The sequence below is a fragment of the Saccharopolyspora elongata genome (genome assembly GCF_004348985.1).
Lineage (GTDB): Bacteria > Actinomycetota > Actinomycetes > Mycobacteriales > Pseudonocardiaceae > Saccharopolyspora > Saccharopolyspora elongata.
Window position 1 is genome coordinate 16,774 of the sequence record NZ_SMKW01000024.1, and the last position, 24,649, is coordinate 41,422.

24 protein-coding genes are annotated in these 24,649 nt (G+C 69.6%); 12 read left to right on the forward strand and 12 right to left on the reverse strand.

Annotated elements, in window-relative coordinates; translation table 11 throughout:
• The first annotated feature begins 85 nt into the window (after positions 1-85).
• The 4 genes from E1288_RS19010 to E1288_RS19025 all read left to right on the forward strand — a co-directional run bounded on the left by E1288_RS19010 (position 86) and on the right by E1288_RS19025 (position 3,852).
• Positions 86-1,378 (forward strand): heparan-alpha-glucosaminide N-acetyltransferase domain-containing protein, encoded by a 1,293-nt coding sequence (locus E1288_RS19010; protein ID WP_132486911.1) that lies wholly within the window; start codon positions 86-88, stop codon positions 1,376-1,378.
• 99 nt (positions 1,379-1,477) lie between these two features.
• Complete coding sequence (locus tag E1288_RS19015) at positions 1,478-1,744, forward strand: hypothetical protein (RefSeq protein WP_132486913.1); 267 nt, start codon at positions 1,478-1,480, stop codon at positions 1,742-1,744.
• Between the two features lie 3 nt (positions 1,745-1,747).
• The gene (locus E1288_RS47015) at positions 1,748-2,731 is read left to right on the forward strand and encodes a hypothetical protein (protein ID WP_165968173.1); all 984 of its coding nucleotides are present in this window, start codon (positions 1,748-1,750) and stop codon (positions 2,729-2,731) included.
• Positions 2,732-2,892: 161 nt separating this feature from the next.
• Entirely contained in the window at positions 2,893-3,852 is a 960-nt protein-coding gene (locus E1288_RS19025) for an SGNH/GDSL hydrolase family protein (protein ID WP_235883657.1), read from the forward strand.
• A gap of 74 nt (positions 3,853-3,926) precedes the next feature.
• On the opposite strand, the gene E1288_RS19030 is transcribed toward E1288_RS19025, so the two are convergent.
• The 4 genes from E1288_RS19030 to E1288_RS19045 all read right to left on the reverse strand — a co-directional run bounded on the left by E1288_RS19030 (position 3,927) and on the right by E1288_RS19045 (position 7,414).
• On the reverse strand, positions 3,927-4,088 hold the full coding sequence (locus tag E1288_RS19030; RefSeq protein ID WP_132486917.1) for a DUF397 domain-containing protein: 162 nt from the start codon (positions 4,086-4,088) through the stop codon (positions 3,927-3,929).
• A complete protein-coding gene (locus E1288_RS19035) occupies positions 4,082-6,223 on the reverse strand; it encodes an ATP-binding protein (protein WP_165968174.1) in 2,142 nt (713 codons plus the stop codon). The genes E1288_RS19030 and E1288_RS19035 overlap by 7 nt, the downstream gene beginning before the upstream one ends.
• A 127-nt stretch (positions 6,224-6,350) precedes the next feature.
• Entirely contained in the window at positions 6,351-6,554 is a 204-nt protein-coding gene (locus tag E1288_RS19040) for a DUF397 domain-containing protein (protein WP_132486921.1), read from the reverse strand.
• A gap of 17 nt (positions 6,555-6,571) precedes the next feature.
• Positions 6,572-7,414, reverse strand: a complete 843-nt coding sequence (locus E1288_RS19045) for a helix-turn-helix domain-containing protein (protein ID WP_132486923.1) — start codon at positions 7,412-7,414, stop codon at positions 6,572-6,574.
• 140 nt (positions 7,415-7,554) lie between these two features.
• Here E1288_RS19045 and E1288_RS19050 point away from each other — a divergent pair, with 140 nt between their 5' ends.
• Together E1288_RS19050 and E1288_RS19055 are read left to right on the forward strand one after the other, a co-directional pair.
• Complete coding sequence (locus tag E1288_RS19050; RefSeq protein ID WP_132486925.1) at positions 7,555-7,776, forward strand: zinc finger protein; 222 nt, start codon at positions 7,555-7,557, stop codon at positions 7,774-7,776.
• A gap of 40 nt (positions 7,777-7,816) precedes the next feature.
• The gene (locus E1288_RS19055) at positions 7,817-8,020 is read left to right on the forward strand and encodes a hypothetical protein (RefSeq protein ID WP_132486927.1); all 204 of its coding nucleotides are present in this window, start codon (positions 7,817-7,819) and stop codon (positions 8,018-8,020) included.
• Positions 8,021-8,289: 269 nt separating this feature from the next.
• Here E1288_RS19055 and E1288_RS19060 read toward each other — a convergent pair whose 3' ends face one another.
• Positions 8,290-8,865: a helix-turn-helix domain-containing protein gene (locus E1288_RS19060; protein WP_132486929.1), complete on the reverse strand. Its 576-nt coding sequence runs from the start codon at positions 8,863-8,865 to the stop codon at positions 8,290-8,292.
• 117 nt (positions 8,866-8,982) lie between these two features.
• Here E1288_RS19060 and E1288_RS19065 point away from each other — a divergent pair, with 117 nt between their 5' ends.
• From E1288_RS19065 to E1288_RS47020, 3 genes are read left to right on the forward strand one after another with little or no spacing between them, the layout of a single operon-like run.
• Positions 8,983-9,819 carry an EamA family transporter gene (locus E1288_RS19065; protein ID WP_132486931.1) on the forward strand — a complete coding sequence of 279 codons (837 nt, stop codon included), beginning with the start codon at positions 8,983-8,985 and terminating at the stop codon, positions 9,817-9,819.
• A gap of 38 nt (positions 9,820-9,857) precedes the next feature.
• Complete coding sequence (locus E1288_RS19070) at positions 9,858-10,565, forward strand: B3/B4 domain-containing protein (RefSeq protein WP_132486933.1); 708 nt, start codon at positions 9,858-9,860, stop codon at positions 10,563-10,565.
• Positions 10,566-10,616: 51 nt separating this feature from the next.
• Entirely contained in the window at positions 10,617-10,760 is a 144-nt protein-coding gene (locus tag E1288_RS47020) for a hypothetical protein (RefSeq protein WP_165968175.1), read from the forward strand.
• Here the strand turns inward: E1288_RS47020 and E1288_RS19075 are convergent, their stop codons facing one another.
• The 3 genes from E1288_RS19075 to E1288_RS19085 all read right to left on the reverse strand — a co-directional run bounded on the left by E1288_RS19075 (position 10,761) and on the right by E1288_RS19085 (position 13,306).
• Complete coding sequence (locus tag E1288_RS19075; protein WP_132486935.1) at positions 10,761-11,111, reverse strand: DoxX family protein; 351 nt, start codon at positions 11,109-11,111, stop codon at positions 10,761-10,763.
• 12 nt (positions 11,112-11,123) lie between these two features.
• On the reverse strand, positions 11,124-11,990 hold the full coding sequence (locus E1288_RS19080; RefSeq protein ID WP_132486937.1) for a sigma-70 family RNA polymerase sigma factor: 867 nt from the start codon (positions 11,988-11,990) through the stop codon (positions 11,124-11,126).
• Positions 11,991-12,088: 98 nt separating this feature from the next.
• Positions 12,089-13,306 (reverse strand): hypothetical protein, encoded by a 1,218-nt coding sequence (locus E1288_RS19085; protein WP_132486939.1) that lies wholly within the window; start codon positions 13,304-13,306, stop codon positions 12,089-12,091.
• Between the two features lie 120 nt (positions 13,307-13,426).
• Here E1288_RS19085 and E1288_RS19090 point away from each other — a divergent pair, with 120 nt between their 5' ends.
• The 3 genes from E1288_RS19090 (at position 13,427) to E1288_RS19100 (ending at position 15,227) form a co-directional block, all read left to right on the forward strand.
• Positions 13,427-14,089 carry a nitroreductase family protein gene (locus E1288_RS19090; RefSeq protein ID WP_132486941.1) on the forward strand — a complete coding sequence of 221 codons (663 nt, stop codon included), beginning with the start codon at positions 13,427-13,429 and terminating at the stop codon, positions 14,087-14,089.
• Positions 14,090-14,235: 146 nt separating this feature from the next.
• Positions 14,236-14,439: a hypothetical protein gene (locus E1288_RS19095; RefSeq protein ID WP_132486943.1), complete on the forward strand. Its 204-nt coding sequence runs from the start codon at positions 14,236-14,238 to the stop codon at positions 14,437-14,439.
• 38 nt (positions 14,440-14,477) lie between these two features.
• A complete protein-coding gene (locus E1288_RS19100; RefSeq protein ID WP_132486945.1) occupies positions 14,478-15,227 on the forward strand; it encodes a hypothetical protein in 750 nt (249 codons plus the stop codon).
• A gap of 273 nt (positions 15,228-15,500) precedes the next feature.
• Here the strand turns inward: E1288_RS19100 and E1288_RS19105 are convergent, their stop codons facing one another.
• From E1288_RS19105 to E1288_RS19120, 4 genes are all read right to left on the reverse strand, one after another.
• Entirely contained in the window at positions 15,501-16,142 is a 642-nt protein-coding gene (locus E1288_RS19105) for a hypothetical protein (protein WP_132486947.1), read from the reverse strand.
• Entirely contained in the window at positions 16,135-16,566 is a 432-nt protein-coding gene (locus tag E1288_RS19110; protein ID WP_132486949.1) for an acyl-CoA thioesterase, read from the reverse strand. Before E1288_RS19110 ends, E1288_RS19105 begins: the two co-directional genes overlap by 8 nt.
• A 69-nt stretch (positions 16,567-16,635) precedes the next feature.
• Positions 16,636-21,609, reverse strand: coding sequence for an NAD-glutamate dehydrogenase (locus E1288_RS19115; RefSeq protein WP_235883658.1), 4,974 nt, complete (start codon positions 21,607-21,609; stop codon positions 16,636-16,638).
• A gap of 286 nt (positions 21,610-21,895) precedes the next feature.
• Entirely contained in the window at positions 21,896-24,643 is a 2,748-nt protein-coding gene (locus tag E1288_RS19120; RefSeq protein ID WP_165968176.1) for a hypothetical protein, read from the reverse strand.
• Between the last annotated feature and the right edge of the window lie 6 nt (positions 24,644-24,649).

Consider the following 24,649-nt stretch of genomic DNA (forward strand, 5'->3'; position numbering starts at 1 on the left):
CTCCAAAGGCGACCGGGCGCGAGTGAGCCGGAACGGGTGGCGGTAAATTTTGGTAAAACCACCCCGCTGACACCCACTGGATGCTATGACTGCCGTCGCGCCAGCGCTGAGCTCTCCTCGGACGGAACGCACCCGTCGGCTGGTCGGCATCGACATCGCCAGGTTCTTCGCGGTGTTCGGGATGTTCTGCATCCACTTCGGCGTGCCGTTCGCGCACGGCGACGTCGAGGTGTGGATCGCGCAGTTCTCCAGCGGCCGGTCGACCGCGCTGTTCACCCTGCTGGCCGGGGTGTCGCTGGCGATGATGACCGGGCGCAGCGAGCCGCCGACCGGAGAGGCGCTGCGGCAGGCCCGCATCCGGATCGCGGTGCGCGCGTTGCTGTTGCTGGTGGTCGGCATCGCGCTGGCGAAGGCGACCGCGGCGACGGGCTTCCTGCTCACCGTGATCATCCCGTTCTACGGGCTGTACTTCCTGCTCGCGGTGCCGTTAATCCGGTTGCGGGCGCGCGGCCTGCTGATCGCCGCGGTGGTCGCGGCCGCGGTCGGCCCGCAGCTGTCGTTCGTGCTGCGGACCTGGATCGCCGGGGACACGCCGATGCGCGCGATCGTCGACGCGGTCAACCTGGTCGACCCGGCACACCTGATCGCCGACGCCGGGCTGTTCGACCTGCTGCTGCTCGGCTTCTACCCGGCCGCGTCGTACCTGCCGCTGGTGCTGGCGGGGATGGCCGTCGGGCGGCTGGACCTGCAGTCGACCAAGGTGCGGTGCTGGCTGGCCGCGACCGGGCTGGCGGTGACGACGGTCGGCTACCAGGTGTCGAGCTGGCTGGTGGAGACCGTCGGCGGGGTGCCGCAGGGGCAGATCGAGGGCACCGTCCCGATCGAGCACCCGGAGTGGCTGGTGGCCGCCGCCGCGCACAGCGGCACGACGTTCGAACTGCTCGACTCCGGCGGCATCGCGCTGGTGTTCGTCGCGGTGTGCCTGGAGCTGGCCGATCGGACGGGGCGGCTGCTGAAGCCCCTGGCCGCGGCCGGTTCGATGGCGTTGACGCTGTACGCGATCCACGCGCTGGTGCTGGCCTGGCAGATCGTGGTCGGCGGCTGGCCGCTCAGCGGCGTGCCGGACACCCTGGCGCAGCTGGCCAGCATGGGCCCGGCGCTGCCCACGGACGTCCCGAACATGCCGGCGTTCCCGCGCGACGGCCACCACCCGGACGGCGTGGTGGCGTTCGTGAACACCTACATGCCCGAGGTGTTCCTGATCTTCTCGATCGCCTTCCCGCTGATCTGGCGGCGGTTCTTCCGCCGCGGGCCGCTGGAGGCGGCGGTCAGCGAGAGCGTCCGGCGCATCACCGATCACCTGTTCCGGCGGCACTGAGCCCGGTTTCGGCACCGGAGGGACTTTCGCCTCTTAACAGCCGCGCGGCGCGCATCGTTGCGTGGACGGATGGCGTCGCTCATCCGGAGGTGATCTCGAATGAATTTCCGGCACCGGACCGACAACGCATCGGACGCGGTCGGAATCCCACCCGCGCTCGGCAAGGCCATGGCGAACTACCGCTCCCTGCTCGACGAGCTGGAGGCGGGCAGCATCGACGACTCGACCTTCCGCCGCCGCGCGCTGGGCATCGGGCTGATCGTGCGCGAGCACGACGCCTGGATCCTGGACCTCTCGACCGAGCGGTGGTGGCGCTACGACGGTGTGGCGCTGTCGAGCATCCGGTTCGGGGAAGCCGAGGACTGAGCCATGTCCAAGCCGACCGATCCGGCGATCCTCCGGGAACGCCTCGACCACCTGGCCGGCCTGGTGCGCGAGGCGGCCGACCCCTTTCCGGCCGAGATGGCCGGACCGCTGTCGACCAGCCCGCTTCCAGTGGCGGCGCTGCAGGACCACCTGGGCAACGCGACGACGTGGCTCGGCCGGGTGTGGGCCGGGTTCGCGCGGGACGGCGCCGCGGTGCGGCGGTGGCTGGTGGACGAACCGCTGGCCTCGCCCGTCCCGGGCGAGGCGCTCAAGCCCCTGCCGCTGCGGAGGCAGTTCCGCCTCTCGCTGGCGACGGCGGCGTTCGGGGCCGCCGTGGCGGCGGCCAGCTACACGTTGACGGCGCCGTTCCCGGATCCGTTCCTCGGCCTGATCCCGCCGGGCCTGCTGGACCGGCTTCCGCCGTTCGCCGAGAACACCACGCCGGAAGCGCCCCAGTTCTCGCCCGACGCGGCGGCCCCGGAACTGCCGCTGGCCGGCCAGGTCCCGGACACTCCCCCGCCGCCCGCTCCGCCCCCGTCCTCGGGTGATCAGCAGCCGCCGGGCGCGCCGCTCACACCGGGCACGCCGGGCACCCCGGGGACACCGGGGATCGGCACGTCGGGCGTCAGCCCCGGTACTCAGGGCACGAGCGGATCGGACGAGACCGTGACCCAGGTGCCGCTGCAGGCTCCGGGAACGGCCGAGGACACCGCTCAGCACCAGGTGCCTCCGGCGAAGCCCGTGGCCCCGGGACCCGTCGCCCCTGCGCCGATCACCGAGACCACCACGGTGCCGACCACCACGACGAACCCGACGACCACCGATCCGCCGACGACCACGACGCAGGAACCGACGACGGAGCCGACGACGACCGGAACCGGGCCGACCACGACCGAGCCCACCACCACGGCGACGCCCACCAGCACCGGCGAGCCGACGAGCACCACCGGTCCCGGCACGCCCTCGGAGCCGCCCAGCGGCGACTAAATCGTGAAACTTTCTCAGGTATTGGGAAGTTCCGGCCGGAACCTTGCCGCCGGGCACTGTGATCGTCTTCACTCCCTACTCATTTGTAGGCGAAGAGTGGAGGCACTCAGATGGGTCGGTCCGGGCTTGCACGCAGAGCTGGTGCGATCACGTTGTCGGCATTGACGGGCCTTTCACTCGGCGCCGCACCCGCGACCGCCGAGCCCGAGTACCGGCACTACGTGGCCCTCGGCGACTCCTTCACCTCCGCCCCGCTGGTCCCGTGGATGCGCCTCGACCCGCTGCTGTGCGGGCGCTCGACGAACAACTACCCGGCGCTGCTGGCCCGCGAGATCGGGCCGGCCGAGTTCACCGACGTCAGCTGCGGCGGCGCCGACACCACGGACATGCTCCGGGCCCAGGACTGGTACTCCGGGCCGCAGTTCGACGCCCTCGACGAGGACACGGACCTCGTCACGCTGGGCATCGGCGGCAACGACCTGGGCGTCTTCGGCGACACCATCGCCACCTGCACGGCCCTGCGCGCCGCGGACCCGACGGGATCGCCGTGCCGCGACCACTTCGCCGATGACGACGGGGACGACCTGCTCCGCCGCATCGAGATCACCGGGCACCGGGTCGCCGACGTCGTCGAGGGCGTCCAGGAACGCTCGCCGGACGCGAAGATCCTGGTCATCGGCTATCCGCGCATCGTGCCCGAGACGGACTACTGCCCGGACGTCCTCCCGCTGGCCGACGGCGACTACCGCTACGCCGACGAGATCGAGCTGGCGCTCAACAGCGCCATCGAGGGCGCTGCCGAGCGAACCGGCGCAACGTTCGTCGACACCTACGGGCCTTCGCTGGGCCACGACGCCTGCGCCACCGGCGGGGCGGCCTGGATCAACGGCCAGCAGCTGCGGCCGGACGCGGCGCCGTACCACCCGTTCGCATCGGCGATGGCCGCCGAAGCCAGCATCATCGCGAATGTCCTCAATGGACAAGAGCCCGATGCCGCGGAAGCCGACCGAGCCGCGACCCGAGCCGCCGAAGAGGCCAAGGCCCAAGCGGAACAGGCCAGCCCGCAGGAAAAGGCGGCCCGGAGCGAAGTCGCCGAGCACCTGGCCACCGTCGAGGACTGAGGTGTCGTGAGGGCTTTTGGCCGCTATGGCGACCATAATCCCTCACGAGCCTTGACCAGCAGAAACTGCACTGATCAGCGGTCGCACCGACCGGACTTAGCAGCGGCGATGAAGCTCCCCCACTGCCCTGCCGGCACGATCAAGGCACCGCCAGCCCGATCCTTCGTGTCCCGCACCCCAATGTGCCCAACCCTCACAGCCACCTCAACGCAGTTGCCGCCGCCACTTCTCAGCACGAGTCCAGTTCCTGCCGCACGGAATCGGCTTCGGCATCACCGAGTTCCTCGAAGATCGTGAACGCTTTTTCCCAGTGAGCGCGGGCCTGCTCGCGGTCACCGGCGGCGCACTGGGCTCTGCCCAAGTCTCTGAGGCTCTGTCCTTCGCCTCGCCGATACCCGATTCCTTGACGTATTCGGAGCGCCTCTCGGTACATGAGCAAGGCCGTGGCCGGCTCGTCCAAAGCGAGGTGCAGCTCACCGAGCTCGTTCAAGATGTACGACTCTCCATACACCTCGCCGACTTCTCGGTAGAGGGTCAACGCATCGCTGAAGTGCGAACGTGCTTTCTCGTGTTCGCGTAGTCCCATGTACGCCACGCCGAGGCAGCCGTTTCCGTAACCTCGCCCGTTGAGGTCCCCTACCTCTTCCTGCAACTCAAGGCCTCGTTCGGCCATCGCCAGCGCTACGTCGTGCCGGTCGAGGACGCTGCTCGACTCACTGCCGATCAAAAGGGACATGGCGGCGTGATAGTGGTCATCGGCCTGCTCGAAGAGCTCACGCGCCAAACCGCGGTAAAACACGACCTTCTCGTGCTGCTTCGCTTCGAAGTAAGCGATCGCGAGGCCATGCAACAGCTGCGCCTCGGCCCGCCGGTCTCCAAGCTCACGCACGGCTTCCAACGCCAGCTCGAAGTTCCTGATCCACTCAGCCAAGTACCCGCGAAGCCGAAAGAAGTAGAACAACGTGAACGCCAGGCTCCACGCGTGGGCCCGGAAGCCTCGCCGATGCGCCTGCCCGATGCCGGCAGTTAGATTTGCATACTCCTCCTCCCACCAGCCGAGCATTCGATCTTCACTGTCAAAGGCGATTCCAATCACATTCGATGGCGGCAGTGCAAGAGCAAACTTGCGCGAGTGTCCGACTAGGTGACGGTCGATCAAGTGGCTCGTACGAAGGTAGTGGTCAAGCAGTCGACGGATGGCGGCATCGCGGTCCGGAGCAGCTTCGTCTGCGGCTGCGCACTCGGCAGCATAGGCGCGGAGCAAGTCGTGGAATCGGTAGCGGCCTGGTTCGTGCTGGTCGAGAAGGCTGGCGTGCGACAGTTCAGCAAGTAAGGCACGAGTTTCGCGGTGCGAGCGTCCAGCCAGGTCCGCTGCGGCCCGGAGGCTGATATCCGGCCCTGTCGGCAGGCCGAGCAGGCGGAACAGACGTGCCGCCTCAGGCGAGAGCGAGCGGTAGGACCAGGAGAAAACCGAGCGCAAGCCGGTTACCCCGCCCGCATCCAAGGCGTCGAGTCGTTCCCGCTCGTCCTGCAACTGCGAAACTATTTCGATCAGTGGGAAGTCCGGGTTCTCGACTGCTCGGGCCGCAGCGATCCCTAGTGCGAGCGGGAGCCCTGCGCAGTGCCGGATGAGGTCACGCACCGCCTCGTGCTCTACTGCCACCCGCTGATCGCCGAGGTACGAAGCCAGCATCAGCTCTGCTTCATCCGCTGTCAGGACGTCCAGGGAAATACGACTCGCGCCCTCCCGAACGACCAACTCATGCAGCCGATTCCGGCTGGTGACCAGCACCAAGCAACTCGGACTGCTGGGAAGCAGGGGCCGGACCTGCTCGGCTGTGCGAGCGTTGTCGAGCAGGATAAGCATTTGCTTTCGGTGCACCAGACTACGGAACAGCCCCGCACGAGCTTCCAAGCCCTGAGGCACTCGTTCCGTCGGAACCCCCAAAGCGATCAGGAAAGAGCCCAAGGCGTCGGTGGAATCTACGGGCTCGGCGACCGGGTCGAAGCCCCGTAGGTTCACGTAGAGGTCACCGTCCGGAAACCGATCCCTCATGCGGTGCGCCCAGTGCACGGCCAACGTCGACTTGCCGACTCCCGCAACCCCATCAACCGTCGAGATCAGCACGAAACCATCGCTGGTCGCGCCACCGAGCAGCGTCGTCAGCACGTCTTGTTCCACCGCCCGATTCACGAAGTGACGGGCCGCTACCGGCAATTGCCGAGGTACCAGCTTTTCCTCAGGCGCATGGTGGAAGTACACGTCGCCGTGAATCTGACCGGCTTGCACGCTGTGCCCACCGATCTGGGCAGCCGACTCGTTGTGCACTCCGTCGCCCGCGGTCACCAGTCCCCCCAGATCGTTGATCAATTCAGCCAGAGTGGCAGATCCCGCGCCAAGCCCGCTACCGCCGATGGGCATGGCGCCATCACGGTTGCTGCAAATGCGGCGGAGGCCGTTGCGCTGCCGCTATCTGATCGCGGACAACATCGTCGCTTCAGAGCTCGTAATGGGCGGACTTCACGGCAGCGATGAAGCTCCGCCACTGGAGTACTGACACGATCAAGGCACCGCCGGCCCGATCCTTCGTGTCCCGCACCCCAATGCGCTCAACCCCCACTGCTACCTCAACGCAGTTGCCGTTACCGCCGCTGTAGCTGCTCGTAATCCAACGCGCCCCGGCTAACTCGGCCGTTGACATGACAGCCCCTCTCCTGATCAGTCACGCCCCAGCGATTCGATGAACCGCACCGAATCGGCTGGCGACAACGCGACTTCCCGCAGGTTCTCGGCTGCCATGTTATATCCGCGCATGCGTTCTTGATCATGAATGTAGACGGCATCGTCCTGGAGCTCGACGTACCCGACGGAGTGCGCGTGATCGAAGCCCAGGATCGCGAAGGCTCCGGTGAAACCGCTGTGGATACCGTCTTCCGGGCGCAGGATCTGCAGTTCGACATTCGGCAACGCCGCCAACCGAATCAGGTGCCGGTACTGATCTTGCAGGACTTCGGGATCACCGACGTCGAGACGCAGCGCAGCTTCTCCCACGACGACAGCAAGTTCCAGCGGCTCCGAATCGGTCAGCACCGCCGCCCTCGCCTGGCGGAACGCCACGAATCGGTCAACATGATCCGGGCGCACCCGAGGCGTAGCAGACGTGACAGCACGCGCATACGCCTCCGTCTGCAACAGCCCCGGCACGAACACGGGTTCATAGAGGAACTCGTGCGAAGCTTGACCTTCCAACCCGACGAAGGACTGGAACCAGGCCGCGGTGACATCGTTCCAGGGCGACCACCACGCACGTTGGTCATCCCGCTCCGCCAACTGCGAGAGCCTTTGCACGACATCGTCCGGCGCGCCGTAGTACCTCAGCAAGGCCGCTACTTCGTCGGGCTGCTGCCGATTCCGCCCGCTTTCAAGGTGGTTGATCTTCCCCGCCGTACAACCGATCGCCTCCGCCGCAGCGACAGCAGGCCGGTTCGCCAACTGCCGATAGTGCCGAAGCTCAACGCCGATAAGCCATCGCTGAGCTGCCGGATCAGTCCACTGCGCCACGGTTCGACTCCCTCTTGAGCGGATACCAACAGTGTGCACGCCGCTACTCCGAGCAACTCCACTCGATCGAAGTATAGACCTCAGTAAATTCCTACGTCGATCATTAGGAAGCAAGCGTTGATCGGATGGAAGGAGTCGAGATGTTGCCTGGTGGCGCGAAAATCGGGCGGTGGCAGCCGGTCATCAGTGGTCGGCACGCCTTCGATTCGGCTGCGCGGAACGCGGAGCCTGGGCTGGCCGTCAACGCGTTGTGCGGCGTCGAGGTCAGCACCGACGAATTGCAGCGGATCGCGCCGGAGATCGCCTGGATACGCGAGGACACCTGCATGGCGTGCTGGCAGGTCCTCGCATCCCTCCAGTAGTGCTCAACCGCAACCGGATTCGACGGCGAAAGGGTTCACCATGTTCTGGCTCCAGCTCGCGACGCTCGTGCTGATCAACGTCCTCGTCTTCGGCATGGTGTTCTCGCGGTTACCCCGGGCTCGGCACAGCGGCGGCGAGAGCGACTACACGGTCTGGCACCTGATCGCACAGGTCGAGGCGGAACGTCAAGCGGCGCAAGAGGAATCCGGCACCGGGCGACATCGCCTTCGCGAGCCGACCTAGCGCCCTGAAGCCGGACCGGTGCAACCTCCCCCGACCCCGGCACCGGTCCGTCAGTGGCCGGGCGCACCGCCCCCTCCCCGCGCCCGGCCACGGGCACCCGTGACCGACCAACCGGTCACGGGTGCCCCTCGCCTCGTCAGCTGAGGTGTCGTGAGCACAAAAGCCGGTGCCTACCGGAATTCACACTCGCACACCGGGAACCCCACCTCGCTCGACCACCCCCCACGACGCCGCCCCGGAAGTCCTCGCCTCGGTCCTCGAGCAGTTCTTCACCTGGGGTCCGGTGGTAGGTGGACCGTCATGATCAGGTTGCAGGTTTCGGCGCCCGCGCCGCGGTAGGCGTGCGGGGCGTCGCCGTCGAACGTCGCGGTCTGCCCGGCTTCGACGATGTGCTCCTCGCCGTCCACCACGAGGGTCATCCGGCCGGCGGTGACGCTGACGGTCTCCACGACTCCGGCCTGGTGCGGGTGGCTGGGGTACTCCTCGCCCGGCTCCAGGCGCCAGCGCCAGACCTCGACGGGGGCCGGGCCCGAGGTCGTCAGGACGAGCCGTCCCTCGCCGCCCCGCTCCCCGGTCCACAGCGGCGCCACGTCGTCGGAGGCCACGACGCGGACGCGGCCCTCGGGCGGCCCCTGCATCAGGGCGGACACCGAGATTCCGAGGGTGTCGGCCAGCCGGACCAGGGTGGCCAGGTTGGGGTTGCCCTGGGCTTTCTCCAGCCCCACCAGGGCGCCCTTGCTGACCTGGGCGCGCCTGCCGAGCTCCTCCAGGGACAGCCCCGCGCGGACGCGGGCCGCCCGGACGTTGTGCGCGACCGTCCGCAGGGCTGCGGCCGTCTCGGTCATCTGAGCACCATCCTCGGGGCTGGACCATTCCAATGAACTTCGCGGTCGGTCGATTGAGCCCGACGGTCAATCTGTTGTACCGTGTAGTCGTTCCAATGAAATGGTAGGGGATTCGCCGTGTTCGCTCTGCTGCTGGCCGTCGGCAGCTCGCTCGCTTACGGGTGCGCCGATTTCCTCGGCGGCCTCGGCGCCCGCAAGGCTCATGTGCTGCGCACCGTGATGATCGCGGCCCCGGCCAGCCTCGCGGTCGAACTGCTCCTGTGGCCGCTGCTCGGCGCCTCGTTCAGCACCGCGACCTTCGCCTGGGGTGCGGCCTCGGGGGTCGCCTCGGCCGCCGCGTTCGCCCTGCTCTACCGCACCCTGGCGATCGGCCCGATGAACGTGCTGTCGCCCGTGACCGCGCTGGTGTCGGCCGCGTTGCCCGTCGGCGTGGGGCTGCTGCAGGGCGAGCACCTGGCCGCCGCCGGAATGGTCGGCCTGCCGCTCGCGCTGGTGGCGGTGGTGCTGGTCAGCGCCGGGCACGGCGCGAGGTCGTCACGCCCTTCGCGCACTGCGCTGCTGCTGGCTTTCGGCGCGGGCACCGCCATTGCGCTCCAGCTGATCTTCTTGCACCAGGCACCATCCGACAGCGGGGTGGCTCCGCTGATCGTGGGGCGCGCGGTCTCGTCGGCCACCGTCCTGGCCGCGGCGGGGCTGATGCGCCGCAGGCTGGGGCCGGAGCGGCCCGCGTACGCGATATCGGCGGCCGCGGGCGCGCTGGACTCGGTGGCGAACCTGCTGTTCCTGCTGGCCGCCCGGAGCGGGGACCTCGCCGTCGTCGCGGTGATCGTCGCTCTCTACCCGGCCGGCACCATCTTGCTCGCCCGCGGCGTGGTCGCCGAGCGGATCCACCGCGGCCAGCTCGTCGGCCTGGGCACCGCAGCCGTCGCCGTCAGCCTCCTCGCCCTGACCTGACCAAGCCCACCACCGCACGCAGGAAAGAAACGGAGCCCATGCCCGCCTTCCGCCTCGCCCCCGCCATCGCAGACGCCTTCCCCGACACCCGCATCGCCCTGGTCACCGCCACCGGCCTGCGCGGCCGCGAACCCTGGCCCCGCACCGCCGGCGCCTTGGAGGAACTGGAACGACAGCTCGCCGACGGCACCTGGCACCCCGCTGACGAGACCGACCCCCGCATCGAGGCATGGCACACCGCCTACCGCGCCTTCGGCACCAACCCCCGTCGCACCCGCCCCAGCGTCGACGCGCTCGGCCGCCGCCTGTCCAAGAGGGGAACACTGCCGCGCATCAACCCGGCCGTCGACTCCTACAACGCCGTCTCCGTCCACCGCGGCCTGCCCGCCGGCGCCTTCGACCTGGACCACGTCACCGGCGACGTCGTCATCCGCCACGCGGACGGCACCGAATCCTTCACCCCGCTCGGCGAACCCGACGTCATCGAGACCCCCAAGCCCGGCGAGGTCATCTACGCGGACACCACCGGCGTCCTGACCCGCCACTGGAACCACCGCGACGCCCACCGCACCCGCGTCACCGAGGACTCCGCACGCGTCGCCTTCGTCCTCGAAACCCTCCACGCCACCCGGGACGGCCACCTCCTCGAAGCCGCAGTGGACGAGCTGTGCACCCTGCTCGCCCCGCACACCGAACAGACCGCCGTGCACCACCTCAGCCCTGCACAACCCCAGGCCATCGCTTGAGGCCAGCGCGGAGAACGTCCCCCGCCGTGGTTCTCACCGGCTGTGCCCTGCGTGGACACCAGCCGCACCACCCCGGCACAACGCCGCATGCTCCACACCGAACGCGACCGGCTGGCGACCAAGGTCGACGAGATGACGCGCGCGCTGCACCGGCTCGACGAGCTCATCTCCACCGCCGATCACCTCCGCGACTGATCACCCGGCGATCGCGAGGGCCAGCGACGCGACGGCCATGGCTAGGAAGACTCCCGGGGCCGCGATGGTGTTGATCTGCCGGGCGCGCACGTGGGCGACGATCGCGCCCACGTAGAACGCGACGAGCCCGATCGCGGCCGCGACGCCGATGGCCTGGAATCCGAGCAGGCCCAGCAGGAGTCCCACCGCGCCGGCCGCCTTGAGCGTTCCCAGCATCGGCAGCCACGATCTCGGGACGTCCACCTTGGCCGAGTTGGCGAGGACGAAGTCCGCCTTCGCCAGGTCCGCGATGGCGATCCCGGCGTTCGCCGCGATGGTGACGGCCGTGACGACGACATAGGTGATGAACATGGTTTCTCCTCGCTAGTCGGTGATGTGCAGCCGGGCGAGGCGGGCGGGATCTCCGACGACGTCGTAGTGGACGATTCGCCCGGCCGCGATGCGGAAGAGCAACGCGATGCGCGGGCCGCGATCGGCCATGACCGCGATTCCGGGCCGCCCGTTGATCGACACCACGCGCGCTTGCCGGGCGTTGGCCCGCAACGCCCGCGTCTCGTCGACGACGGTTCGCGCGCCCCGCACCCGCAGCTCCGCTCCGGGCGGAAGCGCCTGCGGGTCGGCCGTTCTCGTCACCTCGGGGTGCAGGACCTCGACGAGGCCGTCGATGTCGCCCTGCTGCGCCGCTTTCAGGAAGGCAGCCACCACGTGCCGCGCGGCGCCGGGATCGGCGTCCGCCGCACTGGCCGGCCGCACCCGCGCCCGCGCGCGACTGGCCAGCTTCTTGGCCGACCCCGGCGTCGTGCCCAGCACGTGCGCCACCTCGTCGAACGGCGTGCCGAACACGTCGTGCAGGATCAACGCGACCCGTTGCGGCGGCGTCAGCTGGTCCAGCAAGATCGCGATGGCCTCGCTCAGGCCTCCGGCGAGGAGCGCGACCTCCTCCGGACCACCGACGGGGTCCGCCGGCTCCGGCATGTCGGCCGGCTCCTGCAGAACCTCGCGCGATCGGCGCAGGAGGTCCAGGCACAACCGGGTCACCACGGTGGTCAGCCAGGCGGGCAGGTTCTCGACGCCATCGACATCGGCCCGCAGGTACCTGATCCACGCCTCCTGCACGACGTCCTGGGCATCTGCATCCGACCCGAGGAGGCGGAACGCCACCGCGAGCAGGTGCGGTCGCTCGCGGTGGAACACCTCGTCCCCGCCCGACGCCGTTTCGAACCCGAACATGCGTTCTCCGCCTCCCGCCACGCACAACTTCTACCTGTCTGACGGGCGAGCGGCGCAAAAGGTGACTCACCCCCGCGCGGGGCGTCGTGGAGCGGTGCTCAGTACTGGGTCTGGGTGCTGGAGACGGCGCAGGAGTCGCACCAGAAGCCGAAGAGCAGCTCCTCGAATCCCATCCGGCCGAACGGCGTCGGGCCACCTTCGATGGACACCAGGAACGGCATGAAGTTGCCGCACACCGGGCAGATCGGGTGCGTCTCCGGCGACGGCCAGCGCGGCAGCCCGCCCACCTGGTGCTTCGTCCTCGGCAACGCCGGGAGGCTCACGCCGTGCTGGTTGGGGTGCGGCTCCAGGACCAGCGACCGCTCCCCCGGGATCAGGCGGGATTCGCCGCTGCTCGGCCCCTGGGGGTTGAAGTAGACCTCCGTGCCCGCCGGGGTGAAGCGCACGGTGATGCGATCCACTTCGGCGCAGTCGCAGGTGAACCAGTAGAACGACGGGTCCCGGCTCAGCGCGTTCGGCATCGCCTCGGCGGAAAGGGTCAGAATCCGTTCCGCGGGCATCCGGCAGTCCGCGCAGAGCGGAACATCCCCGCCGGGGTCTCCGCCCATGACGTGGGCGCTCTCGCCGGCATCCGCCACGAAACCCAGGAAAGCGGGCGGGAAACCCGCGGGCTTCCGGGTGTCCGGCAGGCGGCCGGCCAGCGGCATCAGCCAGTCCCAGTCGTCCGGATCCGCGACCTCGTCCACCACGGACTCGATGAGATCGGCGGCGTGCGAGGTGCGGATCAGCGCGAGCGTCCAGAGGTCGTTCAGATCCTGCTCCGCTCGCCACCTCTCCAGCAGCGAGTCGGCGAACTCGTCGGGCGCACCGGACAGCAGACTCCGCTTCATCGAAGCGCTTTCGACGCGGTCGGCGTAGGGCCGGAGGCGTTCCGGGCGGTGCATCGCGATGGTGAAGACGACGCTGGACACCGGGGACTTCGGGTCCGGCGACGCCAGGTGGTCCTGGATGAACGCGTCGATCAGGGCATCCGGCATCCAGGGCACGAGCCTCGCCGCTGACGCCGCGACTTCACCGGCACCGCGCAACCTCTCCGCCACGCGCGCCTTCTCCTCGCGCGCCCCGTGGATCAGTTCCAGGTAGGCGGCGACGAACTCGGAGACGCGGTGATCGGAGGTCGTCATGAGACACTCGACGGCCGCCGGCACCCCGCGATCTTCCGACTGGGCCAGGAAGGCGATGATGCGCTCGTCCTTCTCCGGCACCGACAGGGCCGGATCCAGCGCGATCCGCTCGATCTCCTCGGTCGCACCCATGCCCGCCCCACTTCGCCGCGTCGGATCGACATCGAGTCTAGGTCCCGGTTCATCGGTCACGTTCTCCCTTCGCCAGGTGTCGACGTGGTGGCGAACTTCGAGCGACTCGGGAGGCGGTCTGTGGACGTGTACGAAGCGGTCCGAAGTCGACGGGCGGTGCGGGGATTCACCGACGAGCCGGTGCCGAAAGAGCTGCTCGTGCGCGTCCTCACCGCTGCCGCCCGCACGCCGTCCGGAGGGAATCTCCAGCCATGGAAGGCTTTCGTGCTGACGGGCACAGCGCTGGCCGAGGTGAAGGAGCGAACCGCCGAGCGCCTGGCCGCGGGAGATCCCGGCGACGAGCGCGAATTCGAGATGTATCCGCCCGATCTGAAATCCGCCTACCGCGAGCGCCAGATCGCCGCCGGTGAGCAGCGCTACGCCGCGCTCGGGATCCCGCGGCGGGACGAGCAGGCGCGGCGGGAAGCCGTTGCCGCGAACTGGAATTGCTTCGGCGCTCCGGCCGCGCTGTTCTGCTACATCGACCGCGGCCTGGGCTCGGCGCAGTGGGCCGACATGGGCATGTACCTGCAGACCGTCATGCTGCTGCTCCGCGCCGAAGGGCTGCACAGCTGCCCGCAGATGGCGTGGTCGGTCTACCGCCGAACCGTCGCGGAAGTCGTTTCGCCGCCGGACGAACTCGTGCTGTTCTGCGGCATGTCGATCGGATTCGAGGACATCTCGGCGAAACACGCCCGCATCGACCGCGCCCCGCTCGCCGAGACCGTCACCTTCCTCGACTGAGGACGGCCTCGGATTCCGCCGCGCCGCACCGGAAACTGGCATGAACCTGCCTTGCCGGTGTTTCGCCGCCCGCGCCCGTGCTCTACTCCGTTCCGGTTCGCCACGCAGTGGAGTTCCATTCGGCAAATCAGACGAGGTCGGGGAAGATGACCAACAAGATCTACATGGCCGTCGGCGCCATCGCCGGTTTCCTCTTTCTGGTGTTCGCGGGAATGGACTTCTCCGCGGGAGACACCGACGCAGGCCAGAACGACATCATCTACGCCATCATCGGCTTCGCAGCCAGCGGTCTGCTCTTCTACCTGGATCGCCGCCAGAAGCAGCGCAGCGCGGGAGCACGCGGCCGGTAAGCCGTTCCCGAGAATCGACTACCCACGTAGGACTAGAAATGCCAACAGAGCACAACAATCCATTCCTGAACCAGGACGCGATCAACGACCAGAACCGCACGCTGAAGAAGGCGGATTCGACGGTTTCGCTGGTCATGCTCGGCGCGGCCGTCCTGCTCGGAATCGCCCCGCTGCTGTTCGCCGGGCCCGGCTCCAACGCGGGCTTCTTCGTGCTGATCGGCGCGGTTCTCCTCGTGGTGGGATTCGTGATCGTGCGGGCGCGCAAGAAGGTGCAGAGCACGCAGTACCGGATCATGAAGCCTGGCTCGTCGCCGCGGATCGCCGGGAAGATCGTCGCCGCGATCGCGGCGTTCTTCGCCGTCTCGGCGCTCATGCAGGCGATCGATGCGCCATCGGTGTTGGGCGTGGTGCTGTTCGGCGGGTTGATCGGCGTCATCGTGTGGCTGCGCAACGAGCACGAGAAGGAATGGCTCGCGTTCAAAGCCGACGCGCACGGAGCCGTCTTCGGACCGACGAAGGTCTCCTGGGCCGAGATCGGGCAGCTCGTCATCGCCGCGGGCACGCGGCCGGGCACGGTCGAGATCGGCGTCCGGCCGGCGCCCGGGGCCGGCATCGCGGCGGGAGAACGGATCAGCGATGCCGCGCTGGCCGACCTCCCGGCGCACGCGGTGGTGCCGGAGGAGGAGTACAGCCCGGAATGGCTGTGGTGGGCCGTGAACCGGTTCGGGAGAACGGACGTCCAACTGGTCGAACGGACGCCGGAAGGTGAACGAGCCGTCGGTTGCTGAGATCTCCGGTGGTGGAGCTCCTGGCTCAGGACGATCTTGTCGCGTCCTGCCAGGGGCTTCACGCCTGTTCCCCGCTCAGAGCGCGATGAGACCCGCGTTCGTCGGCTCGAATTGATCGGCGCAGTTCTCCCCACCGACGTGCCCGTCCGTCGAGACGGCGAAGGTCACCGCCGAGAACGGTCCCGCTGACCCGCGCCCGGGTGCCGAGGGCCTCGGCGGGCCGCAATTTCCATTGAAATCGAAGGTTCGATTTCAATGGAAATTGCGGACCTGTCAGACCAGCAGCGGGAGGAGGGCGTGGCGGCGGCGGACCACCGCGCCGTAGCGGGAGTCCAGGCGGAGCCAGGCGTCCGTCGCGCTCACCCGGACGATCTCGGACTCCGCCGGCTTCGACACCAGGAAACCCATGCCCGACAGCACGAACAGGCAGCGCAGCGGGACCTTCACCTGGTAACCCGCGCCGCTGACCGTGAAGACCTCCTGGTCCAGCAGGGAAGCCGGCGGTGTCCCCTTCGGACCGACGTTGTCCTTGGCCACGTCGATGCCGCGCTCCGCGACCTCGCCGACCAGCTTCGCCGGCAGGTCGTCCACCCGCTGCCAGCCCACCGCCGGCGGCAGCTCCGAGCGCCACATCAGATCCCGCGGCGGGCCCGGATCCATCACCGGGGCACCCGCCACCGTCAGCGTCGCCAGCAGTTCGTTGCCCGACACCGTCAGGTCCGCCGGCTCCACCTCGCCCTCGACCGACCTGGTGGACAGGGCGTCGAACGGCGTCGCCGCCCAGACGTCGACGCGGCCCGCGCCCGGCCGGTTGCGCAGGCGCACCAGCGCCTGGCCGTCCAACCGCACCGCGCGGGCGACGAACGCGCCGAGGTCTTCGCGCTCCACCGCATCGGGCATCCGCAGCTCAGACACGACCCAACTCCGGCTTCTCCGCATCGAGCCGCCACTCCGCGAGGAAGTCGCGCTCCTCCTTGGTCATCCGCCGGGGCCGCCCCGCCCGCAGGTCGTAGGGCACCATCAGCGTTTCCGCGGTGGCGACCGCTTCCTGCGCGTATGCGGTGTAGTCGAGGATGAACGACGCGGCCTTGAGCTCGCGCACCGACATCTGCACCTGCAGCGACTTCGACGCGTAGACCAGCGGGCTGTGGTAGTCGATCACGACCCGGGCCACCACCATGCCCTCCGCCATGCCGAGCAGGCCCTGCCGCTCCGCCTCGGTGAACAGCAGCTCGGCCCGCGCCTCCTCCAGCAGCGTGATCGTCCTGGCGTGGTTGACGTGACCGAACGCGTCCATGTCGGACCAGCGCAGGGCCACCTCGGCTACGAACGCGCCCACCGGCGAGCTTCCTTTCTGCCGTTCGGGTGGCTTGCGGCCGGTGCGACCGCAAGCCACCCGATCATGCCGTCACCGCACCATGCTGCGCAGCTGGCGGGCCGCCACCGACAGCGTGGCCAGATCCAGCCGACCGGAGTTCTTGATCTGCTCCAGCGACGAGTTGGCCCGCGCCAGTCGCGACTCGTTGGTGGATTCCCAACGAGCGATCTTCTCCTCCGGGTCGTCCTCCGGATCGCTGGTCCGCAGGACGTCGGTGGTGATCGCACGCAGCGACGCGTAGAAATCATCCCGCAACGCCAACCGGGCCAGCGAGTGCCACCGGTTCCCGCGCTCCAACTCGTTGACCGCCAGCAGCATCCGCTCGACGTCGAGGTGCTCGGCCAGCGAGTAGTACAGGTCGGCGCTCTCCCGTGGGCTGCGCTCGGCCGTGACCCCGGCGTCGCGCTCCGCGAGCTCGGCGATCTCCCGGACGTCCAGCAGCGCGAACGAATCCAGCAGCACGCCGACGCGTTCCGCCAGGTCCGCCGGGACGCCGGCCGCCGTCCAGCGGTCGATCATCTCGGTGGCACCCTCGGCCGCCCGGCCGCGCAGCAGGCCGCGCACCGAAGCGGACAGCTCCGCGACCACCGGCTGGAAGCGGGCGATCTCGGCGCCGATCGCCAGCGGCTGCGGCCGGTTGGTCAGCATCCAGCGCGCCGCCCGGTCCAGCAGGCGGCGGCTTTCCAGCACCAGCTCGTCGGCCACCGAACTCGGCACCGAGCCGCCCAGCGCATCGATCTGCGCCCACAGCTCCTGCAGCCCGAAGACCTCGTTGACCACCGCGAACGCCCGCACCGCATCGGTCGTCGAAGCGCTGATCTCCTCGGACAGCCGGTAGGCGAAGGAGATACCGCCGCCGTCGACCATCTCGTTCACCAGCAGCGTCGTGATGATCTCCCGGCGCAGCGGGTGCGCCGCGATCGCGTCGGAGTAGTGCTCCCGCAGCGGCTTCGGGAAGTACTCCGGAAGCCGGTTGCTGAACGCCTCGGTGTCCGGCAGGGCGCTGGCCAGCACGTCGCGCTTCAACGCCAGCTTGACGTGCGCCATCAGCGTCGCCAGCTCCGGCGAGCTCAGGCCCTCGCCGGCCTTCTCCCGGTCGCGGAACTCCTTCGACGTCGGCAGCGCCTCCAGCGCGCGGTCCAGGCCGGCGTTCTTCTCCAGCGCCAGGACCTGGCGGGCGTGCACCGACACCATCGGGGCGGCGTGCGCCCGCGAGATGCCCAGCACCGCGTTCTGCGCGTGGTTGTCGGCCAGCACCAGCTCGCCGACCTCATCGGTCATGTCCGCGAGCAGCTCGTTGCGCTGCTCACCGGTCAACCGCCCGTCGGCCGCCAGGTGGTCGAGCAGGATCTTGATGTTGACCTCGTGGTCGGAGCAGTCCACCCCGGCGGAGTTGTCCAGCGCGTCGGTGTTGACCTTGCCGCCCGCGCGGGCGAACTCGATGCGGCCCAGCGACGTCAGACCGAGGTTGCCGCCCTCGCCGACGACCTTCACCCGCAGGTCGGCGCCGTTGACGCGGACCGCGTCGTTGGCCTTGTCGCCGACGTCGGCGTGCGTCTCGGTCGCGGCCTTGACGTAGGTGCCGATGCCGCCGTTCCACAGCAGGTCCGTCGGCGCCAGCAGGACCCGCTTGATCAGCTCGGCCGGCGCCAGCTTGCGCACCGACTCGTCGATGCCCAGCGCCTCCCGGATCTGCGGGTTCAGCGGGATCGACTTCAGCGACCGCGACCACACGCCGCCACCGGCGCTGATCTTGCTGCGGTCGTAGTCGTCCCAGGTCGACCGCGGCAGCTCGAACAGCCTGCGGCGCTCGGCGAAGGACACCGCCGGGTCCGGATCGGGGTCGATGAAGACGTGCATGTGGTTGAACGCGGCCACCAGCCTGATGTGCTCGGAGAGCAGCATGCCGTTGCCGAACACGTCGCCGGCCATGTCGCCCACGCCGACCACGGTGAAGTCCTCGGACTGGGTGTCCACGTCGAATTCGCGGAAGTGCCGCTTGACGCTCTCCCACGCGCCCTTGGCGGTGATGCCCATCGCCTTGTGGTCGTAGCCCACCGAGCCGCCGGAGGCGAACGCGTCGCCCAGCCAGAAGCCGTAGGACTTGGCGACGTCGTTGGCGATGTCGGAGAACGTCGCGGTGCCCTTGTCCGCCGCGACCACCAGGTAGGTGTCGTCGCCGTCGTGGCGCACCACGTCCTTCGGCGGGGCCACCTCGCCGCCGACCAGGTTGTCGGTCAGGTCCAGCAGGCCGGAGATGAACATCCGGTAGCAGGCGATGCCCTCGTCGAGGGTGGCCTTGCGGTCCACCGCCGGATCGCCGGTGGGCATCGGCGGGCGCTTCACCACGAAGCCGCCCTTCGCGCCGACCGGCACGATCACCGCGTTCTTCACCGCCTGCGCCTTGACCAGGCCCAGGATCTCGGTGCGGAAGTCCTCCCGCCGGTCCGACCAGCGCAGGCCGCCGCGGGCCACCGAGCCGAACCGCAGGTGCACGCCCTCCACCCACGGCGAGTACACGAAGATCTCGAACTGCGGGCGCGGCTCCGGCAGCCCCGGGATCTCCCTGGGCTCCAGCTTCAGCGCCAGGTAGGAGCGTTCCCGCTCCCCGTCGGCGGCGAAGTAGTTGGTGCGCAGCGTGGCGCGGATCAGGCTCAGGTAGCTGCGCAGGATCCGGTCCGCGTCCAGGCTGGTGACCTCGTCGATCAGCTTGGTCACCGCGTCGGTGAGGTCCGCCTCGCGGGCCGCCCGGTCGTCGGCCTCCAGCGCCGGGTCGAACCGCGTCTCGAACAGCCTGACCAGCGTCGTGGTGGTGAGGCGGTGCGCCAGGATGGCGTCCTCGATGTAGTCCTGGCTGTAGGCCACGCCGACCTGCCGCAGGTACTTGGCGTAGGCGCGCAGCACCGACGCCTGCCGCCAGTTCAGCCCGGCGCGCAGCACCAGCGCGTTGAACCGGTCGACCTCGGCGTCGCCGAGCCAGGCCGCGCGGAAGGCGTCCTCGAAGCGCTCCCGCAGGGTTTCCAGCAGGCCGTCGCTCGTCGCGGTGTCCAGCGTCGCCGGGTCCAGCCGCAGCCCGAAGTCGTAGATCCAGAACTGCTGGTCGGTGTCGCCGACGATGACCTCGTAGGGCCGCTCGTCCACGACCTCGACGCCCATGCTCTGCAGCACCGGCAGCACCCGCGACAGGGTCACCCGGCCGCCGACGTAGAGCTTGAAGCGGCGCTGCCCCGCGCTGGCGTCACGCGGCGCGTAGAACGACATCTTCAGGTCGCGCGCACCCGACAACGACTCCAGCCGCCGGAGGTCGACGAGGCCCTCGCTCGCGGTGAAGTCCTCCTTGTACGCCTCCGGGAAACTCGACGCGTAGCGCTGGCCGAGCTGGCTGATCGCCTCCGACAGGCTGCGTCCCGCGTGACCGTCCCGGCCGCCGCCGGACTGCTCGGCGTCGACCTCCTCGATCATCTGGTCGTCCCAGGTGTGGATGGCGTCGGACAGCCGCTGCTGGATGCGCACCAGGTCCGGCTCCACCTGGTCCTCCGGGTCGGTGTGCACCACGAAGTGCACCCGCGCCAGGGTGGATTCGCCGACCCGCGTGCTGTACTCCAGACCGGTGCCGTTGAGCTCCTCCAGCAGCACCTCCTGCATCGCCAGCCGCGAGCTGGTGGTGTAGCGGTCCCGCGGCAGGTACACCAGGCAGGAGTAGAAGCGGCCGTAGGTGTCGCGGCGCAGGAACGGCTTGAGCTTGCGGCGCTCGGCCAGCGCCAGCACGCCGGTGATGGTGTCCTGCAGCGTGTCCGCGTCGGTGGAGAACAGCTCGGTGCGCGGGTAGTTCTGGATCTCCTCCAGCATCCGCTGGCCGGAGTAGGACTCCATCGGGAACCCGGCGCGGTGGATGATCTCCCGCACCCGCCGCTCGATGAACGGGATGTCGAGCACGTTCTCGTGCAGCGCGGTGGTGGTGAACAGCCCGAGGAAGCGGTGTTCCCCGTTGACGTTCCCGGCCTCGTCGAAGGTCTTGACGCCCACGTAGAACGGGTGCACCGGACGGTGCACTGTGGACGGTGCGCTGGCCTGCGTGAGCACCAGCAGGTCCTTGGACAGCGCGCTGGCGCGGGCGTCCGGCCCCGCGGTCAGGCTGCGCGCGGCGACGCTGTCGCTGCGCAGCACGCCCAGTCCGGAGGCCAGCACGGCCTGCAGCGCGGGCTCGGTGCCGTCGTCGACCAGCTCGTAGTGCCGGTAGCCGAGGAACGTGAAGTGCCCGTCGGCCAACCACCGCAGGAGCTCGGCTCCATCGTGGACGTCGGCGCCCGGCAGCGGCGGCGGGGTCTGGTCCAGCTCGTCGGCCAGCGACCGGGCGGTGGCGTGCATCCGCTCGGTGTCCTCGACGACCTCGCGCACGTCGTTGAGCACGTCGGCCAGGCCCTGCTTCAGGTCGGCGATCCGGTCGGTGTCGACGACCCGGTCGACCTCGACGAACATCCAGCTTTCGGCCATCGCGTCGGCCGGCGGGGCCGCCGGGTCCGCGTCCGGCAGCACCTCCAGCAGCTCGCCGGCCACGTCGCGGCGCACCACGACGATGGGGTGGATGATGCGCTGCACCTCGGCGCCGTAGCGGCCGAGCTCGGCGATCACCGAATCCACCAGGTACGGCATGTCGTCGGTGACGGTCTGGACCACCGTGGCCTGGCTCCCCCAGCCGTCCTCGGCCCGATCCGGGTTGAAGATCTGCACCAGCGGGCGCCCCGCGACCCGCTCCGCGGCGAGCCGGTGGTGCGACCGCAGTGCCCCGACGAGGTCGGCGGGCTCGTCGTCGACGAGCTCCTCGGCGGGCACGTGCCGGTAGTAGGCGCGCAACAGCTCGGCGAGTTCCGGTGCGGACTCAACCGCTCTGTCCAGCAGACGGCGCTTGGCCAGTTCGGGGTTCTCGGACCGCTCGCCGACCGCGTCGTCCCCATCGGCTCGCGGGCGTTCTCCGGTCTTCAACTGTCCGGGGTTCGAGGTCATCTTCAGGCAGCTCCACGCTTGACGGCACCTCTTTGTGCCAACAGGTTCCACCTTAAGACTGCCAGTTCCAGCGCCCGGCAGAGGGCGGTAGCGCGGTCGGGCACGTGAAAAGCGGCACAATGATCGATGACTTTGACGTTTCAGAAAACGGTCTTGATCGCGATTCCCACCCGGCCGCCGGGAGGTGGCGTGGAATGTCGCGCGTCACATCCGGGCAGCCGCGGTGCACGTCGACGCGCGCCTGCGCATTCGGACCAAGCCGTTGCGCCGCTTCGGTGAAACGGCTTCAGAACAGCGGATCCACCGCCGTGGAGTCGCCCGCCGCCCTGCGGTGCCGAGGGGCCACGGCGGGACTCCGATCGTCCGATGTGGACGAATGAGCGGAACGGGAAACCTGGGGACGGCCGGTGACTCCTGACACACGCGCTTCGCTGTGCCGGCCCGACGGCGCGGCCTCCTCGACCTCGGGTTGCTCGCGCCGACCGCTCTCGTAGGCCATCAGCGCCTCGGTGAGCAGTTCCGCGAGGCCGATCTTCTCCGCCGCCCCCGCATCCGCCGCCGGTGGTTCCACTGCGGGCAGTGTTGCGGGAGGGGACGTTGCGGCGAGCGGTTCCGGGGCCTCGCGGTCTCCTGCCGGTTCGGACGTTCCCGCGGCGGGCGGTGACGGCTGCGGTTCGACGACCGGGAGGTTCGGCTCGGTCGCCCAGTCCTGGCGGTGCCTGCCGAGCAGCTCCGCGGCGGGTGTCGGCGATGTGACCGCGGGGGCGGACAGTTCTGGTGGTTCGATCGGTTCTGGTGGTTCGGCCGGTTCGGCGTGCCGGGCGCGGCGGCGGCCCGGGCGGGGCTCCGCGGACAGCTGGAGACCGGCGCGGATCTCGGCCAGCGACTTGCCACGCGATCGGCGACCACCTTCGCGCTGCTCCGTCCCTGCCGCAGAAGCCCCAGCCGACTCGACCGCCGGGTCGTCCGCCGCCGGTGTGTCCGGGGTCAGGACGTCTGCCGGCGATGTCTGGATCGTCGATGTCTGGATCGTCGGGGGCTCGGTTGCCGGGGCGGCTTCACTCTCGCCGTAGGACGGTTCGAGCGGCAGCGCGTGGTCGGCCCGGTGGCCCCTCGGCCGTCCGGCGGCGGGCTCGGTTGCCGTCGGGTCCTGGCCGTACTGCGATTCGAAATCAGCTCGCGCCGCTTCCGGCAGCGGATCGGCCACGGGGGAATCCGCCGTCTGTCCGGTTCCTGACCAGTCGCCCGGCCCGGCTGGACCCCCGATCACCGGCATGATCGTGGTGAGATCCGCGGCACTCGAGTCGCGGCCGGCAGCGGCCGCCGTCCGGCGAAGGTTGTCCAACGTCGCAGCGAGCGCGCTCGTCTCGGCCTGGAGACCTGCGTCACCCGGCTGGTCCTGCTGCGGCTCGTACGCCACAGGCACCTCGGGAATGGTGCGCTCGGCGCCGGACGGCTGGTCCGAACCTTCCGAAGGCCACCAACTCGCCTGCGACGAGGCCGAAGCCTGGTCGGCGTGCTCCTCCGGCTCGGACTCCCCGCCGGGAACGCCCTGGTCGGCGGGCGGCGGGAAGGCAACCGTCTCAGTGGGTGCGAACCGACCGCCCTCGGCCTCCACCGTCTCGGCGTGTGCGAACTGGCCGCCGCCCTCGGCCTCCACCGGCTCGGCGGCCGGGAACGCCGCCGCACCGAGCTGGTCCGCCTCGGGCTCGGCCGGTTGGATCGTCGCCGGGTCGAGCACGACCGTCGGCTGCGCCGACTCCTCGGAAATCCGGGGCTCGGGCATCTCCTGCCGACGGCGCCTGCCTTCGCTCTTCCCTGCGGCCCTGCTGGTGAGGGTCTCCATCAGTCGACGCGCCGCGTCGTGCGCATCTCCTTGCTCGGACTTCGCGTGCTCCGATTCGGCCGGCTCGACAGCGTCCCGCTCGGGCTGACGAGGTTCCGGCGGCCAGTACGCTGGCTGCTCCGGCACGACCGCTCGGGCCCCAACCGGATCGGGGCCCTGCGGCACCGGCTCGTGCGGTGCGGGCCGGGATGGACCGCTCGAACGCAGCGGCACTTCGACGTCGCCCGCGAGCACCGGGTACTCCGCGAGCAATCGGACCCGTGCGTTGTGCACGGCCGCGCGCCAGCGCCGGTCGGCGGCGTACGCGCCCCTCAGCGCGCGAAGCGCTTCGGGGAACTCCGCCCCCCGTTCGTGCACGTGAGACAGGGCGTTCAGCGCCTCAGCGAGCAGACCGTCCAGCTTGTGCCGCTCCGAGATGGCCGCGGTGTCGTTGAGCGTCCGCACTGCCGCACCGTGGTTGCCGTCCGGCAGGTGCACACGCGTCGCCATCGCGAGCCCCAGCCAACCGACCGGCCCGGCCGCTGCGGCGCGAACCGGCTGTGCCAGCACGGATTCCGTCGCCTGGACGGCCTCAGGACGGCGCCCCAGCTCCAGTAACGACTGCACCCGCTCCAGGATGAGACGGGTCCGGATCTCCCCGCTGTCCGCGGCCGGATCGCCGAGCTGCCCGAGCAGCGCGAGACCGGCGTCGGCTGCGGCGACGGCCTCGCCGAACTCGCCCAGCCTGCGGTGATGCCCCGCTCGCGCAGCGCGAACCCGAGCCTTGAGCAGCCGGGCGGTGTCCCGGCTGAGGCCGCACGTCTCGTACAGCCGCTCGGCCTCGTCGAGCGCCTCGGAACGCTGCCCGTCCTGCTGGTGCGCGGGCAACGACGCGGCCAACGCCAGCAGGGCGTGCGCCCGCACTTCGGGCTCGATCCGCTCCTGCTCCAGCACCGGGTTCAGCACCCGGACCGAGACCTCGCAGTTTCCCGCGCTGCGCGCGCACCACGCCAACTCGACCCGCAGCTCCGCCACGACCTCGGCGTCGCCCGCCACCTCCGCGTCGCGGACCGCCGCTAGCGCCCGGACGGTGGCCGGGACGCCCTGGCCCAGCCGGTTCGAGGCGAACAACGCGAGGGCCTCGGCTCTCAGGCGAGCCGCCTGGTCACCGGTGCGCCTGGCGAGCGCGACCGCACGATCACTGAGCACCAATGC

Excerpts from the sequence above, each read along its gene's own strand:
- E1288_RS19040 (WP_132486921.1), bottom strand. The coding sequence starts at position 6,554 with ATGTCAACGGCCGAGTTAGCCGGGGCGCGTTGGATTACGAGCAGCTAC.
- E1288_RS19085 (WP_132486939.1), bottom strand. The coding sequence starts at position 13,306 with ATGGGTGCGACCGAGGAGATCGAGCGGATCGCGCTGGATCCGGCCCTG.
- E1288_RS19080 (WP_132486937.1), bottom strand. The coding sequence starts at position 11,990 with ATGTTCGGGTTCGAAACGGCGTCGGGCGGGGACGAGGTGTTCCACCGC.
- E1288_RS19055 (WP_132486927.1), top strand. The coding sequence starts at position 7,817 with ATGTTCTGGCTCCAGCTCGCGACGCTCGTGCTGATCAACGTCCTCGTC.
- E1288_RS19070 (WP_132486933.1), top strand. The coding sequence starts at position 9,858 with ATGCCCGCCTTCCGCCTCGCCCCCGCCATCGCAGACGCCTTCCCCGAC.
- E1288_RS19095 (WP_132486943.1), top strand. The coding sequence starts at position 14,236 with ATGACCAACAAGATCTACATGGCCGTCGGCGCCATCGCCGGTTTCCTC.
- E1288_RS19010 (WP_132486911.1), top strand. The coding sequence starts at position 86 with ATGACTGCCGTCGCGCCAGCGCTGAGCTCTCCTCGGACGGAACGCACC.
- E1288_RS19050 (WP_132486925.1), top strand. The coding sequence starts at position 7,555 with ATGTTGCCTGGTGGCGCGAAAATCGGGCGGTGGCAGCCGGTCATCAGT.
- E1288_RS19015 (WP_132486913.1), top strand. The coding sequence starts at position 1,478 with ATGAATTTCCGGCACCGGACCGACAACGCATCGGACGCGGTCGGAATC.
- E1288_RS19075 (WP_132486935.1), bottom strand. The coding sequence starts at position 11,111 with ATGTTCATCACCTATGTCGTCGTCACGGCCGTCACCATCGCGGCGAAC.
- E1288_RS19115 (WP_235883658.1), bottom strand. The coding sequence starts at position 21,609 with ATGACCTCGAACCCCGGACAGTTGAAGACCGGAGAACGCCCGCGAGCC.
- E1288_RS19100 (WP_132486945.1), top strand. The coding sequence starts at position 14,478 with ATGCCAACAGAGCACAACAATCCATTCCTGAACCAGGACGCGATCAAC.
- E1288_RS19060 (WP_132486929.1), bottom strand. The coding sequence starts at position 8,865 with ATGACCGAGACGGCCGCAGCCCTGCGGACGGTCGCGCACAACGTCCGG.
- E1288_RS47015 (WP_165968173.1), top strand. The coding sequence starts at position 1,748 with ATGTCCAAGCCGACCGATCCGGCGATCCTCCGGGAACGCCTCGACCAC.